This is a genomic window from Promicromonospora sp. NPDC050262 (genome assembly GCF_040655935.1).
Lineage (GTDB): Bacteria > Actinomycetota > Actinomycetes > Actinomycetales > Cellulomonadaceae > Promicromonospora.
Map to the genome: position 1 here is coordinate 1 of NZ_JBFAKX010000040.1, position 15,398 is coordinate 15,398.

General features: G+C 72.7%; 10 protein-coding genes. 3 read left to right on the forward strand and 7 right to left on the reverse strand.

The features are described from left to right. Positions 1 to 19: 19 nt before the first annotated feature. From AB0I29_RS27440 to AB0I29_RS27470, 7 genes are all read right to left on the reverse strand, one after another. The gene (locus AB0I29_RS27440) at positions 20 to 1,600 is read right to left on the reverse strand and encodes a ricin-type beta-trefoil lectin domain protein (protein WP_357487430.1); all 1,581 of its coding nucleotides are present in this window, start codon (positions 1,598 to 1,600) and stop codon (positions 20 to 22) included. A 234-nt stretch (positions 1,601 to 1,834) separates the two neighbouring features. Further along, positions 1,835 to 6,196 carry a GH92 family glycosyl hydrolase gene (locus AB0I29_RS27445; RefSeq protein WP_357487432.1) on the reverse strand — a complete coding sequence of 1,454 codons (4,362 nt, stop codon included), beginning with the start codon at positions 6,194 to 6,196 and terminating at the stop codon, positions 1,835 to 1,837. 79 nt (positions 6,197 to 6,275) lie between these two features. Further along, entirely contained in the window at positions 6,276 to 7,265 is a 990-nt protein-coding gene (locus AB0I29_RS27450) for a LacI family DNA-binding transcriptional regulator (RefSeq protein WP_357487434.1), read from the reverse strand. Positions 7,266 to 7,293: 28 nt separating this feature from the next. Then, a complete protein-coding gene (locus AB0I29_RS27455) occupies positions 7,294 to 8,511 on the reverse strand; it encodes a sugar ABC transporter permease (RefSeq protein ID WP_285106170.1) in 1,218 nt (405 codons plus the stop codon). After that, positions 8,508 to 9,332 carry an ATP-binding cassette domain-containing protein gene (locus AB0I29_RS27460; RefSeq protein ID WP_357487437.1) on the reverse strand — a complete coding sequence of 275 codons (825 nt, stop codon included), beginning with the start codon at positions 9,330 to 9,332 and terminating at the stop codon, positions 8,508 to 8,510. Before AB0I29_RS27460 ends, AB0I29_RS27455 begins: the two co-directional genes overlap by 4 nt. After that, positions 9,329 to 10,489, reverse strand: a complete 1,161-nt coding sequence (locus AB0I29_RS27465) for a substrate-binding domain-containing protein (RefSeq protein WP_357487439.1) — start codon at positions 10,487 to 10,489, stop codon at positions 9,329 to 9,331. The genes AB0I29_RS27460 and AB0I29_RS27465 overlap by 4 nt, the downstream gene beginning before the upstream one ends. 104 nt (positions 10,490 to 10,593) lie before the next feature. Beyond that, entirely contained in the window at positions 10,594 to 11,712 is a 1,119-nt protein-coding gene (locus AB0I29_RS27470; RefSeq protein ID WP_285106173.1) for an ROK family transcriptional regulator, read from the reverse strand. A gap of 379 nt (positions 11,713 to 12,091) precedes the next feature. Here AB0I29_RS27470 and AB0I29_RS27475 point away from each other — a divergent pair, with 379 nt between their 5' ends. The 3 genes from AB0I29_RS27475 (at position 12,092) to AB0I29_RS27485 (ending at position 15,255) form a co-directional block, all read left to right on the forward strand. Then, positions 12,092 to 13,363, forward strand: a complete 1,272-nt coding sequence (locus tag AB0I29_RS27475; RefSeq protein ID WP_285106174.1) for an ABC transporter substrate-binding protein — start codon at positions 12,092 to 12,094, stop codon at positions 13,361 to 13,363. Between the two features lie 105 nt (positions 13,364 to 13,468). Beyond that, on the forward strand, positions 13,469 to 14,371 hold the full coding sequence (locus AB0I29_RS27480; protein WP_285106175.1) for a sugar ABC transporter permease: 903 nt from the start codon (positions 13,469 to 13,471) through the stop codon (positions 14,369 to 14,371). Continuing rightward, positions 14,368 to 15,255 carry a carbohydrate ABC transporter permease gene (locus AB0I29_RS27485; protein WP_285106177.1) on the forward strand — a complete coding sequence of 296 codons (888 nt, stop codon included), beginning with the start codon at positions 14,368 to 14,370 and terminating at the stop codon, positions 15,253 to 15,255. Before AB0I29_RS27480 ends, AB0I29_RS27485 begins: the two co-directional genes overlap by 4 nt. Positions 15,256 to 15,398 lie beyond the last annotated feature (143 nt).

Below are 15,398 nucleotides of genomic sequence, written 5' to 3' on the forward strand. Positions count from 1 at the left end.
AGCCGGCGTTCGAGGTCGGTCACGTCGAGCGGTTCGCCGGCGCGCTGCGCCTCAGCAGCCAGACGGGCGAATCGTGCTCGAGCTGCGCGCAGCCGCACTTGTTCGCGAGGATCGAGACCAGGTCCCCCGCGCCGCTCAGCGTGAACTGCTGCGCCGGGTTGCCGCTGCAGTTGGCGAGCTGCACGGCGGTGCCGTCACCGGTGTTGGCCCCGGCCACGTCCATGCACAGGCCGCCGGCCCGCAGCGTCCCGTCGGCCTGGAACGTCCAGTTCTGCGCGCCCGTGCCGTTGCAGGTCCACAGCTGCAGGCGCTTGCCGTCCGTGAACTCGGAGTTCGGCACGTCGATGCACTTGCCCGCCAGGCCGACGAGCGGCCGGCCCCCGCTGCCCCCGCCGGTGGTGGTGAGCTGCAGCCCGTAGGCGCTCAGGATCGGGTTGACCGGCTGGTAGATGAACCGGCCGTTCGTGGAGCAGTCGCCGATGCGGCCCGAGGTGACGCCCTGCGCCTGATTGCCCGAGAGCACCGAGCCGCCCGAGTCGCCGCCCTCGGCACAGGCCGAACCGGTCGCCATGCCGGGGATGTCGCCCGAGCCGTAGTTGATGGTCACGTTCTTCTCCTGGATGACGCCGCAGCGCCAGCCCGTCGTGCGCCCCGACCGGCACACCGCCGCGCCGATGCCCTGCTCCGCGGAGCCCGCGACCGCCGTCGTGCCGCCCGCGTAGTTGTTCACCGCCGGGGTGGGCGTCCAGTTGCCGTTGGTCCCCACCCAGGCCCAGTCGTGGCCCGGAAAGGTGGAGCCGCGGTAGGTGCCGAGCGCGGCGCCGTCAGGTGCGTTGACCGGGTCGCCGGTCGAGCCGCAGTGCCCGGCCGTGACGAATCCGCCGGAGACCGCGAAGCCGATCGAGCACAGCGTCACGTACCCGTTGCCGAGCGGCTTGTGGAACTCGTCGCCGCCCCGGATGTCGCGCGCGGTCTGCGGCGCGACCTTCGACTTCTCCACGCGCACGACCCCGGCCGGCACGTCCGACGCGGCGATCATCGCCTTGGCGGCCGCGGTGTCGGCGGCTTCGATCACCACCTCGTTGGTGGTCGGGTCGGCATACCAGGCGTGCACCGAGGTGGGAGCGCCCACGTCGTCGAGGGCCTCCTTCCACCCGGTCAGCTCGTCGAGGCTGTGCTCGACGACGACGGGGTCGGCGCCCGCGCGCTCGGCCACCTTGGCCGCCGCCGCACTGGTGACGGCGACGCGCGGGGCGTCGGCGCCGTCGGGCAGCCAGGTGCCCGCGTACCGGTCGCCGAGCGCCGCGGTCAGGTGCGCCTCGACGATCGCGGCGTCGGCGTCGCGGGCCAGGCGGGCGGGGATCTCGGCCCGGGCCAGGCCGAGGTCGCGCTCCATCGCGCCGACCTGGCCCTCGGGCAGGGCGTCGGGGGCGTCGGCGCCCCGGGCGTTCACCGCGCTCTGCGCGCCCGGTGAGCTCCGGACGTCCTGCGACGCCGGCGCAGCGCCCGCGGTGCTCGCGCCCGTCAGCGCCGTGCCGACCATCAGCACCGCTGCTGACAGCGCTATCAGGGAACGTGACGTTCTCAGGGATCGTGACATGGTCTTGTGCTCCTCATCAGGCCTGGGGAACCTCGTGTGCCTGGGAGCGTATTGACGGCACCCCACCATCAGAACGGGTGGGACGACGCTGTGTGGAAAGTACCTATCCGCCCCCTATGTGCTATGTGGGTGCGGATACCGGTCGGGCCGCGGGGCGAACACACCCCGCGGAGGTGGTGTCGCCCCGAGGAGCGACACCACCGAACCCGGCACCGGGGCCGAGCGACGTCCGGGTCAGCCGCAGGCGGCTGCCTGGTACGGCACGGTCACCGTCTCGGTCGCCTTCTGGCCGTCGACGGTCGCCGTCACGACGGCGGTCACCGCGCCCGTGCCGACCCGGGCCGAGCCCGCGTCGAACGTGTGCTCGCCCGTACCCCGCAGCGTCGTGCTGCCGAAGTCCGACGTGACCTCGACGGTCGCGCCGTCGGCGCCGTCCACCAGGACCCGCAGCGCGGAGTCGCCGTCGACACAGGCCGGGGCGGCCCAGACCGTGATCCCCGTCGCGGTGTCCTCGGCCTTGTCGGCGGCCCGGGTCTCGGCCCGCGTCTCGGCGTCCGGCGCCGCGGCCGCCTCGAGCGGCAGCGCGTCGGAGCCGGCGCCCTGGTCGGCCAGGAGCTGCACCTCGGCCAGCGACAGGTCGCCCGCCGGGTCACCCGCGGAGCCGCCCGCCGACGCGACGTCCGCCGACTCCTCGACCACGACCCGCAGGTGCCCGTACTCCGCCGGGTCGTCCACCTGGAAGGTCCGGGTCTGCAGCGCCCAGCGGAACGCCTCGCCGTCCCGCTCGTCGAGCACGGTCCAGCTCTCGCCGTCGTCCGACCCCTCCAGCCGCCAGGCGGACGGCGCCGCCGTGCCCGCGACCCCCGAGGTCAGCGTGTACGTGCCGACCGTGGCCCGCGTGCCGGACCCGTCCCAGGCGATCGTCGGGGTCGCCGTGGCGAACGTGGTGCGCGTGATCGACGTGTCGTCCACGAGCGCGTCGGCCGCGGAACCGGACCCGCCGTCGGACACCGTCACGGTCCCCGTCCCGGTCGCGTCCCGGTCGGGCGTCGGCGGCTCGTCACCCTCGGTGAGCGACGGCGGCGCGTCGTCGGCTCCCGTGCCCCACGCCGACGGCTCGGCGCCCATCACGAAGTCCAGCCGGGCGCCGCCCGACAGGTCCGCCTGGGACAGCGACGTCGACGTCCGCTTCTTGCCGTCGACGCGCAGCGACTGCACGTAGACGTTCTCCACGGAGTTGTTCCGGGCGTTGATCACGAGGTCGCCGTCCGGCAGGTGCACCGTGGCCTTGTCGAACAGCGGCGAGCCGATCGCGTACTGGTCGGAGCCGACCTGCAGCGGGTAGAAGCCGAGCGCGGCGAAGATCCACCACGACGACATCTCGCCGTTGTCCTCGTCGCCCGGGTAGCCCTGGCCGATCTCGCTGCCCACGAACAGGCGGCGCGTGACCTCCCGGACGATCTCCTGGGTCTTGTGCGGCGCTCCCGCGGCGTCGTACAGCCACGGGATGTGGTGGGAGACCTGGTTGCTCATGCCCCACTGGCCCAGCCGGATGTCCCGCGCCTCGCGCATCTCGTGGATGACGCCGCCGTAACCGCCGGTGTGCGTGGCGTCCTCGGGCGTGGCGAAGAACTCGTCGAGCTTGGCCTCCAGCCCGTCCTGGCCGCCGTACAGGTTGCCGAGGCCGCGCGGGTCCTGCGGCGCGTGGAACGAGAAGTTCCAGCCGCTGGTCTCGGTGTAGCCGCCGCCCCACGTGCGCGGGTCGTACTCGTCCGGCGCGTTCAGGAACTCGCCGTCGGCGTGCCGGGGCTGGAAGAAGTCGATCGCCGGGTCGAAGAGCTCGCCGTAGTGCGTGGCGCGCTCCAGGAAGTAGGCCGACTCCTCGCGCAGCGTCGCGCGCCGCTCCCGCGGCGTGCGCCGGTCCTCGGCCAGGGCCGCGGCCATGTTGCCGATGCCGAAGTCGTTGATCAGCCCCTCCAGGCCCCAGGACACGGACTCGTGCGTGCTCTCCGGCGTGAAGCCGAGGAACGGCGAGGACTCCAGGCCCTTGCGGCCCACCGCGTTGTTCGGCGGGGCCACGGTGCCGTTCTTCAGCGCGGCGTCGTAGGCGTCGAGCGCCTTGTCGGTGGGCAGGGAGCCCTTGAGGTAGGCGTCGGCGAACGCGACGTCGGACGACGTGCCCGTCATCAGGTCCGCGTAGCCCGGCGAGGACCAGCGCGCGATCCAGCCGCCGTCGCGGTACTGCTGCGTGAACCCGTCGACCAGCTCCGCGGCGACGTGCGGGTACAGGAACGAGTAGGCGGGCCAGGCCGTGCGGTAGGTGTCCCAGAACCCGTTGTTCACGTAGATCTTGCCGTCGACGATCTTCGCGTTCGTCGCGGTGTCCGTCGCCTCGCCCGACGGCGCGGTGACCGGGCTCGCGTACCGGTACACGGGCCGCTTGGCGGTGCCCGTGTTCTCGAACTGCGAGTTCGGGTACAGGTTGAGCCGGTACAGGTTCGAGTACAGCGTGACGAGCTCGTCCTCGCTGCCGCCCTCCGTCTCGATCACGCCGAGCCGGTCGTTCCACTCCCGCTCGGCCGCCCGCCGCACCGTCTCGAACGACCGGCCCGTGACCTCCAGGCCGAGGTTGGCGCGGGCCTGCTCCAGCCCGATGAACGACGTGGCCACCCGCAGCTCGACCGTGCGGTCCTCGCTCGCGTCGAACGTCGCGTACCGGGCGCCGGCGCGGTCGCCCGCGGCCTCGCCCACCGCCGACGGCGCGCGGTCGAACGCGCCCGCCACGTACATGCGGGTGCGGCCGACCGACAGGCCGCTGCCGTTCTCGACCCAGCCGGTCAGCTCGCCCGTGGCCGCGTCGAACGAGAGCTTCGAGGACCCGGCGACGCGGTCCACCAGCACGTGGCCGGTGCCGGCGTCGGCGTCGCCCTCCACGGGGAAGGTGTACCGCAGCACGGCCGCGTGGTCCGTCGGCGTCACCTCGGCCTTGATCCCGTCGGCGAAGGTCACGCCGTAGTAGTCGGGACGCGCGGTCTCGTCGGCGTGGTCGAACGCCAGCCCGCGCGCGTCCAGGCCGCCGTCGGGCACCCCGGCGCCGGTGGCGGGCTGGAAGGCGAGCTGGTTGCGGTCGCCCATCCAGGGGCTCGGCTCGTGCGAGATGCCGATGCCCTGCAGCACCGGGCGGTTCTGGTCGTCGTTGGCGGCCTGGTACTCGTACAGCCAGCTCTGCGACGACGCGTTCGTCAGCGGCGTCCAGAAGTTGAAGCCGTTCGGCACGGCCGTGGCCGGCACGTTGTTGCCGCGCGAGAACGACCCGCTGGACAGCGTGCCGCGGCGCGTGTCCACGTAGTTGGTCAGGCTGTCCCCGTCGACCCGTTCCGGCCGGGACTCCAGCGCGACGTCGTCCAGCCAGCCGGCGAACCTCGTGGCGGCCGAACCGCCGTCGTTGTCGTAGCCCAGCAGCACCTGGTCGACCGTCTTGCCCCGCGCGACCGGCCCGAGGTCGACCCGCACGGAGTTCCACTGGTCGGCGTACAGGATCTTGCCCGCGCCCTGGCCGGCGGCCGTCGCGGCCGTCCCGTGCGCGTCGCGCGCGTCCAGGTCGGACAGGTAGGTGCCGTCGGTGAACCTGAGGTCCACGCTCGCGTAGGTGGACGGGTACTCCAGGTCGCCCAGCAGCTCGGGGAAGATCTTCCAGCTCAGCCGGGTGTCGCGGCCCACGCGGACGTCGACGTCGTCGTACAGCACGTTGGTCGCGTGCGCGGGGCCGTCGGCCTGGTGCCCGCCGTCGTACCGCAGCGAGCGGGTGCCGGTGAAGCCGACGCCCTTCTTGTTCGTGAAGTCCACGGTGGTGGGCCCGGAGCCGACGGCGGTGGTCATCGGCCGGTCGGCGGGCTGCTCGTCCAGGTCGGCGGACAGGTCCCAGTCGGCGAGCTGCACGATGCCCGCGCCCGCGTTCTGCGTCACGTCCAGCCGGAACCACGTGTAGGCGGCGGTCGGTGCGTCCAGCGCGAAGACCCGCTGCTGGAACCGGTCCTCGAAGGCCTCGCCGCCGCGCTCGTCGATGGTCTCCCAGGTCTCGCCGTCGGTCGACCCCTGCAGCGTCCAGTCGCGCGGGTCGCGGTCGGCGAAGTCGTTCGCGGAGGTCAGCGCGTAGGCCGTGACCACGGTGGGTTCGGTCATCTCGTAGGTGGCCCACCCCGTGCGCGCGAACGTCAGCCACTTGGTGGCCGACGACGCGTCCGCCAGGTTGGCCGCACCCTCGTTCGGCAGGTTCTCCGCGCTCGCCGCGACCGCGTCGACCCGGTCCAGCACGCTGCCGGGCAGCCCCACGACGAACTCGCCGACGTTCTGCTGCCAGGGCGCTCCGTCGCGCTCGGCCGGCGTTGACTCCAGCGGCGCGGCGTCGTCGTCCTCGAAGGAGGTGGCGAAGTCGCCGCCGGCTCCCCCGCCCGACGTCGCCGCGGCTGTGCCGGTGCTGGTGCCGGCGGGTGCCGCGAGCGCGACGCCCGAGGGCACCGCGAGCAGCAGGGCGAGTGCTCCCGAGAGAGCGGCGGCCGCCTGCCGGGATCTGGCTCGGCCGGTGACTGTGGACATGGGTGGTCTCCCTCGTCGGCTGACAGCGCTGTCGCGTGCCGAACGTAGGTGCAGGCCAGGCCCGGTGTCAACGGGTGGGTCAGCGGGCCGGCGAGCGGGGCGGCCGCTCGCCGCTGCCGCGGGTGACGACCCGCGTGGGCAGCACCACCTGCTCGACCGTCCGGTCGGCGTCGGCGGAGCGCGCGACGGCGAGCTCGGCCGCCCGCCGGCCCATCTCGACGGCGTCGTAGGCGACCACGGTGATGCCCAGCAGGTCGGCGAGCTCGAAGTCGTCGAAGCCGACCACGGCGACGTCCGCGCCGCCCGGGGTGTCACGCAGCGCCTGGAGCGTGCCGACGGTGGCCCGGTTGTTCGCGGCGAGGATCGCGGTGGGCGGCTCCGGGTCCGCGAGCAGCTCCAGCACGAGGTCGCGGGCGGCCGCGGCGTCGTGGGCGCCGGAGCGGACCCAGCGCGCGGCGTCGGCCACCCCGGCGTCACGCATCGCGGCGAGGAACTCGTCGCTGCGCTCCTGGTAGGTCCACAGGTGGGGCTCGTCGCCCACGAACGCGATGTGGCGGTGGCCGTGCGCGAGCAGGTGCCCGACGGCGGCCCGCGTGCCGCCCCGGTTGTCGATGACCACGGTGTCGACGTCCATCCCGGCCGCCGGCCGGTCCACGACCACGACCGGCAGCCCGGCGGCGATCTCGCCGCGCAGCGCCGAGTGGTCGGCCCCGGCGGGCGTGACGATCAGGGCGCCGACCCGGCGTTCGAGCAGCTCTCCCGTGAGGGACGCCTCGCGGTCGGGGTCCTCGTCGGACGACGCCGTCAGGAGCTGCAGCCCGTGCTCGCGCAGCTCGCGCTCGATGCCGCTGGCCAGGGCGGAGTAGAACTCGTTGGCCAGGTCGCCGGTGATGAACCCGACCAGCCGCGAGAGGCCGCCCCGGGCGAGGTCGGCGGCCACGGCGTTGCGCCTGAAACCCAGCGACGCCGCGGCGTCCTGCACACGCTCGCGCGTCGCGGACGCCACGTTGGGCTCCCCGTTCAGCACCCGGGAGGCGGTCTTCAGGCTCACCCCTGCGGCCTGTGCCACCACCGCCAGCGTCGGACGACGCATCACCTCAGGCCTCCCGTCGCTTGCGCATCAGCATGTCGATGATGATCGCCAGCAGCAGGACCGCGCCGGTGACCATGTACCGCGCGGCCTGGTCCACGTTCATCAGCGTGAGCCCGTTGGCGATCGACTGGATCACCAGCACGCCGAGCACCGCCGACCAGGCGCTGCCGCGCCCGCCGAACAGGCTGGTGCCGCCGATCACGGCCGCGGCGATCGCCACGAGGTAGGTGTCCGCTCCCCCGGTCCCCTGGTTCGCGGCGCCCAGCCGGCCCGCGGCGAGCACGCCGCCGAGCGCGGCCAGCGTCGAGCAGGCGACGAAGCACAGCACCACCGTGCGGTGCACGGGCACGCCGGCGAGCATCGCCGCCCGCCGGTCGCCGCCCACCGCGCGCACCGAGCGCCCCCACCGGGTGCGGCGCAGCAGCACGTCCGTGACCACGACCAGCGCGGCGAACAGCACCACGGAGTACCCGATCCCGCGGGCCGTGCCCAGGTAGGCCACGATCGCCGACAGCACGGCGGCCAGCACCAGGGTGCGCACCACGATCTGGGGCACGCTCGCGCAGGCGAGGTCCGCCCGCCGACGTCGGACCCGGGCCACGACCTGCAGAGTCGCCGTGGTGGCCACCACGACCACCACGAGGGCCCAGGCCACGGCGGGCGAGAGGAAACCCTGCTGCACCGACCGGACGAACCACGACTCGAACGGCAGGTTGATCGATCCGTACGGCCCGAGCACGCGCAGCTGCACCCCGGCGAGGAACAGCAGCCCGGCCAGGGTGAAGACGAAGCTCGGCAGCCCGAGCCGCGTGGAGAGCGCGCCATACGCCAGCCCGACCACCACCCCGCACGCCAGCGCGGCGAGGATCGCGAGCGCCACGGGCCACCCGAGCGTCACGGAGCCGACGGCGACGACGGCCGCGGCGAGCCCGCTCACCGAGCCGACGGACAGGTCGATCTGGCCGACCAGCAGCACGAGCACGACGCCGAGGGCGATGACGCCGACGGGGGCGCTCTGCAGCGTGAGGTTGACCAGGTTCTCGGGGGCGAGGAACGCGGGGTTGACGGCGCCCATCACCAGCCAGATCACCGCGAGCGCCGCGACGATGGGGAGCAGGCTGTTGCCGCCGCGCACGCGCTGCCAGACGGCGCCCGTCAGGCCCGTCCCGGCCAGTCCTGTCCCGGTGAGGCCGGCCCCGGTGACGCCCGGCTGCGCGCTCATCGGCGCACCGCCCGGCCGGACCCGGCGCCGGACTCGGCGCCCGACCGGGTGCCGGTACGCACCCCGGAGCGGGCGCCCGGGTGCTTGGCCCCCGGCCGGACCGCGCCGGTCATGGCGGCGAGCAGGTCCTCGTAGGACGCGTCGCCGTCGAACACGTCGTGCACGCGGCCGAGCCGCAGCACGAGGATGCGGTCGGCGACGGCCTGGAGGTCGCCCGCCTGGTGGCTGACCAGCACGACGGCGTGGCCGCGCTCCCGCAGCCGGACGATGAGGTTGAGCACCTCGGCGGTCTGGCGCACGCCGAGCGACGCCGTCGGCTCGTCCAGCACGACGACGCGCGGGGAGCCGAGCAGCGCGCGGGCCACGGCGACGGTCTGGCGCTGCCCGCCGGACAGGGTGCGCACGGGGTCGCGCACGCTGGGCACGCTGGCGGCGAGCTGGTCGAGCAGCCGCCACGCCTCGCGCTCCATGGCCACCTCGTCGAGCAGGGGCCCGCGCCGGGTCTCGTGCCCGAGGAACAGGTTCTCCACGACGTCCAGGTCGTCCACGAGCGCGAGCTCCTGGAACACCGCGGCGATGCCCAGCGCCCGCGCGGCGGCGGGCGAGTCGAGCACCACGGGGCGCGCGTCGAGCAGCACCTGGCCGGCGTCGGGCCGGTGCGCCCCGGCGAGCACGCCCGCCAGGGTGGACTTGCCGGCCCCGTTGTCGCCGACGACGGCGAGCACCTCGTGCTCGTGCACGTCCGCGTCGACGTCCACCAGGGCGCGCACGCCGCCGAACCGCTTGGAGACGCCGCGCAGGGAGAGCACCGGGTCGCTCATCGGACCGCCTCCCCGAGGGCGGCAGCGGCGTCGGCGTCCGGGCCGATCAGGCCCGCGCGCTCGCACGCGTCCCGGTAGGCCGGCACGCAGATCTCGTCGGTGGAGTAGACGTGCCCGTCGACGATCACGTGCTGGACGTCGGCGGCCGCGACGGCGCGCGGCGCCAGGAGCTGCGTGGGCACGCCCTGGATGACCGCCGTGGTGCGCGGCTCCTCGCCCCGCAGCACGCGCACCGCGAGCTCCGCGGCGGTCTGCGCCTGCTGGTCGGTCGCCTTGTAGACCGTCATGTACTGGTCGCCCGCGATGATGCGCTGCACCGCGGCCAGCTCGCCGTCCTGCCCGGTGGTGACCGGCACGGGGTCCAGTCCCGCGGCCTTGGCCGCGGCGATCGCGCCGCCCGCAATGCCGTCGTTGGCGGCGAGCACGCCGTCGACCTGCCCGGGGAACCGGGTGAGCATGGCCTCGGTCCACTCGGTGGCCTTGTCCGGGCTCCAGTCGGGCGTGTAGTACTCGGCGAGCACGTCGATGTCCTCTCCTTCGAGGGCGCGGCGGGTGCCGGCGGCGATGGCGAGCGCGTTGGGCTCCGTCGCCGATCCGTGCACCAGCAGCACCCCCGGCCGGTCCTCGGCGTCTGGTTCTGTGTCGTGGTCGGCGTCCGGGCCGGCGTCGGCGTCTGGTTCGGCTTCTGTCCCAGCGTCTCGTTCCGTGACGGCACCGGCAAGTGCCGAGCCCAGGAGGAAGCCGATGAACTCGTAGTCGTACGACACGTAGTAGTCCGCGCCGTCCACGAACCGATCGTAGGCGATCACCTGGGCTCCCAGCCGCTTGGCCTGCGCGACGATCCCCGCCGCGGCCACGGTGTCCACGGCGTCGAGCACCAGCACGTCCGCGCCCTGGGCGAGCATGGACTCCGCCTGCTGGAGCTGCGCGGCGGCGTCCTGCCCCGCGTTGGCGTACAGCACGGTGCAGCCCGGGCACCGGCGGCCCGTGACGGACACGAACGTCGGGTGGTCGGACGCCTCGTAGCGGGCGGTCTGCGCCTCCGGCAGCAGCAGGCCGATCGTCCCCTCGTGCGGTACGCCGGCGGTGCCCGCGGGGTCGGACGGCGCGCACCCGCCCAGCCCGGCCGCGAGCGCCAGGCCGGCGAGGGCCGCCACGGCGGTCCGCCTTGGCCGGCCCGGCTGCGGCGTCTGGCCCGGCTGTGTCCGGCCCCGCTGCGGCGTCCCGCCCGGCTGTGTCCGGCGGATGCGGTTCGCGCGGGTCATGAGCTCACCCCCAGGGAGCCGAACATCCGCGCCTGGTCGAGGGCGGCGGCGAGGGCGCCGCGCACCCCGGCGTCGGCCCCCAGGGCGGACGGGACCACCTCGACCGGGCCGCGCGAGGTGGCGACGACGCGCTGGCCGAGCGAGGTGCGCAGCGGTTCGAGCAGCAGCTCGCCGGCCTCGGCGAGCTTGCCGCCGATGACCACGACGTCGGGGTCCACGAGGTTGCACAGGTTGGCCAGGGCGACGCCGAGGTGGCGTCCGGCGTCGAACACGACCCGGCGGGAGCCGGCGTCGCCCTCGCGGGCGCGGGCCACCAGGTCGGCGAGGGTGAGGTGCCCCGCCTCGGGCGGGAGCATGGCGAGCAGGCTGGAGGCGCCGACCAGCATCTCGAGGCAGCCGCGGTTGCCGCAGCGGCACACGGGCCCGTGCTCGTCGACGGACACGTGGCCGATCTCGCCGGCGACGCCGGACCGGCCGTGCAGGGCGCGCCCGCCCAGCACGAGGCCGCCGCCCACGCCGTGGGAGACACGGATGTAGGCGACCGAGTCGTACCCGGCACCCGCGCCGAACCGGGCCTCCGCGATGGCGGCGAGGGTCGAGTCGTTGTCGGCGGTCACGGGCACGCCCAGCTCGGTGGCGAGGATGTCGTCGACGTGCACGCCGTCCCAGCCGCGCATCATGCCCACGGTGACCACCTGGCCCGTGCGGATGTCGACGGGCGCGGGCACCCCGACGCCGACGGCGAGCAGCTCGGACGGGTCGGCGTCGACGGACTCCAGCATCTCCCGGATCAGCATCGCGGTGCGCTGCAGGCCGGCGTCGGCGCGGTGGTCGGGCGCCAGCGGCATGCGCTGCTCCGCCAGGACCCGCATGGAGGCGTCGGCCAGCGCGACGCTGAGGGAGCGCATCCCGAAGCGGATGCCCGCGACGACGCCGAGGTTGCGCGCGAGGGTGACCTGGAGGGCACGGCGGCCGTTGCGCACCGACTGCGACGTGTGCAGCACGCCCGCGACGGTGAGCTCCTTGACGATGTTCGAGATCGTGGCCGGGGACAGCCCTGTGACGCCGGCCAGCTCGATCTGCGTGAGAGAGCCACGCTGCTGGACGGCGCTCACGATCCGGGCTCGGTTGGCCTCACGCAGTGAGGTCTGCGAACCCGGTGTTACCCGATCCGCGCGCACAGCGCCCAGGGTAACCGCCTTCCGGCGTGCTCCGGCCTGGAATCGACCTGGTATGACGGGTTTGGATACACGAACTGAACGTTCAGGTCACGATCGAGCGACGCTTGCGTTCATTTCTTGACACCAAGGCGTGGCGGCCGTTCGATAGGACCCGGGTTCACGGGCGTACAGGCGCGCCCGGCCGGTCCACAGGAACGACGCCGTCCTGGCCGCGAGGAGACTTCACCCTCGCCAGGTACGGCGACGCCGTCCGGGGTCGGTGCTCCAGCGACCGAGGAAGGTTGAGGGACCCCAGATGCGAGTGAACCGGAGGATGACCGCGACGGTGGCGACAGCCGCTGTGCTCGGTCTCACGCTGGCCGCGTGCGGCGGCGGCGGTGACGGTGGCGAAGGCAGCGGCGAGAGCGGCAGCGCCGACCAGGTCGAGGTGTTCACCTGGTGGGCTGCCGGATCCGAGAAGGCCGGCCTCGACGCCCTGGTGGGCGTGTTCAACGAGCAGCACCCCGACACCGAGTTCGTCAACGGCGCCGTCGCCGGTGGTGCAGGCTCCGCGGCCAAGGACCTGCTGCAGACCCGTCTGCAGGCACAGGACCCGCCGGACACGTTCCAGGCCCACGCGGGCGCCGAGCTGCAGGACTACATCGACGCGGCCCAGATCGAGGACGTCTCCGACCTCTACGACGAGTTCGGCCTGACGGACGTCTTCCCGGCCGACCTGGTCGACCGCCTCTCCACCGAGGACGGCGCGATCTACTCGATCCCGTCGAACATCCACCGCGCGAACGTCGTCTGGGCCAACCCGACGGTGCTCGAGGACAACGGCATCGACCCCGAGGCCGAGTACGCGGACCTCGACGCGTGGATGGCCGACCTGGAGACGCTCGACAAGGCCGGCGTCACGGCGCTGTCGGTGGGCACCACCTGGACCCAGGTCCACCTGCTCGAGACCGTGCTGCTCGCCGACCTGGGCGCCGAGGCGTACAGCGGCCTGTGGGACGGCACCACCGACTGGGAGGGCCCCGAGGTCACGGCGGCGCTCGAGGACTTCGAGACGCTGATCGGCTACACCAACGAGGACCGTGACGGCCTCGACTGGCCCGAGGCGACCCAGATGGTCATCGACGGCAACGCGGCGTTCAACGTCATGGGCGACTGGGCCGTGGCGGCGTTCGAGGAGCAGGACAAGGTGCTCGGCACGGACTTCACGGCGGCCCCGGTCCCGGGCACCGACGGGACGTTCGACTTCCTGGCCGACTCGTTCACCCTGCCGGTCGGCGCGCCTCACCCGGACGGCGCGAAGGCGTGGCTGGAGACCGTGGGCTCGCTCGAGGGCCAGGTCGCGTTCAACAAGGCCAAGGGCTCCATCCCGGCCCGGACCGACGCCGACGCGGCGGAGTTCTCGGAGTACCAGCAGACCGCCATCGAGTCGTTCGCCAACGACACGATCGTGTCCTCGCTGGCGCACGGCGCGGCCGCCCCGGTCGCGACGCTCAACGCGATCTCCGACGCCACCAGCAAGTTCACGACCGGTGCGTCCGACCTCGCCGGGTACCAGTCCGAGCTGGCCGCGGCCACGCAGAGCTGACCCACGGGCGCGAGAGCTCCCGCGTAACGCACACCGCCGTACGTCGCGCGCCGTCGGGTTCGTCCCGACGGCGCGCGGCTGCGCCCACCCTCCCGAGGTACCTACATGCTGAACAAACTGCGGCGAGTCGGGCCACCGCTGCTCATGCTCGCCCCGTCCCTGATCCTCGTCGGCGTCTTCGTCTACGGGCTGATCGCCGCCAACTTCACGACGTCCCTGACGGACAACCACACGGCGGCCCAGGCCACCGGGCAGAAGCCGGCGGTCTTCGTGTGGTTCACCAACTACCTCGACCTGCTGGCCAGCGAGGACTTCCAGCACTCGCTGATGAACCTCGTCCTGTACACGGTCGTGTTCCTCGCCGGGACCATGGTCATGGGCTTCCTGTGGGCCTGGATGCTCGAGAAGCCCGTCAAGGGCGAGGGGATCTTCCGCTCGGTCTACCTCTTCCCGATGGCGGTCTCGTTCGTCGCCTCGGGTGTGGTGTGGCGCTGGCTGCTCAACTCCAACCAGGACGAGCAGGCCTCCGGCCTGAACCGGCTGTTCCAGATCGTCGGGCTCGACGCGCTGCAGAACAACTGGTGGAACAACGTCACGTTCGGCATCGTCGCGATCGCGATCCCCGCGATCTGGCAGCTCTCCGGCTACGTGATGGCGCTGTTCCTCGCCGGGTTCCGCGGCATCCCCGAGGAGCTGCGCGAGGCCGCGCGGATCGACGGCGCGAGCGAGTGGAAGATGTACCGGTACGTCTTGTTCCCGCAGCTCTCGCCGGTCGCGCTGTCCGCGCTGATCATCATCGGCCACATGTCCCTCAAGGCGTTCGACCTCATCATGTCGATCTCCAAGCCCGCGAACTACCAGACCAAGGTCCCGGCCGTGGACATGTACGTGTTCAAGTCGAGCTTCGACTACGCGAACGCCGCCGCCGTCGGCTCGATCCTGCTGATCATCGTCGCGATCGTCATCGTGCCCTACCTGGTCCGCACGAACCGCGAGGAGAAGCGATGACCGCCGAGGCCGAACAGCTCACCGCCCACCGCCCGCCGCCCGTCGCGCCGCGCGTCCACAAGGGCCGGTACTCGCTGGCGCGCACCCTGAAGTACGTGGGGCTGATCTTCTTCCTGATCGTCGTGCTGATCCCCGTGTACGTGCTGCTGGTGACCAGCTTCAAGGGCACCGGCGACGCCGACCCGAGCCGCGCCTGGGCCCTGCCCCAGATCTGGACCACGGAGAACTGGGCCATGGCGTGGACCACGCTGGCGCCCGCGATCGGGCGCACCCTGGCGATCGTCGTGCCGAGCTCGATCATCTCGGCGTTCCTCGGCTCGCTGAACGGGTTCGTGCTCTCGCGCTGGAGCTTCCGGGGCGCAGACATCGTCTTCACGCTGATCCTGTTCGGGATGTTCATCCCCTACCAGGCTGTGATGATCCCCCTGACCCAGCTCGTGCTGAACCTCGGCATACCCACGGGTGTACCCACGCTGATCCTGCTGCACGTGGTCTACGGCATCCCGATCACCACGCTGATCTTCCGCAACTACTACTCGACGGTGCCGCACGAGCTGATCGAGGCCGGGCGCGTCGACGGCGCGGGCATGCTGCGCACCTACTGGTCGATCGTGCTGCCGATCTCGATCCCCAGCTTCGTCGTGGTGCTCATCTGGCAGTTCACGTCGGCCTGGAACGACTTCCTATTCGCGGTGTTCTTCTCGTCGTCCCAGAACGGCCCCGTGACCGTGGCGCTGAACAACCTCGCCAACGGCGCGCTGCTGCAGAACTACGGCGTCTCGATGGCCGGCGCACTGTTCGCGTCGCTGCCGACGCTGATCGTGTACATCATCCTCGGCAAGTACTTCGTCGGCGGCCTGATGTCGGGCTCGGTCAAGGGCTGACCCGCTCCCCCTACGTGTCAGCCCGACGTGTCAGACGTACAGGTCACTCCGGTGACCAGTTACTGATAAACCTCTCAAGGGGGATCGGGGGGCGACACAAGCGCGGGGGGCCGGGAGAACAAGGCGTGGATGTGGTGAACCGA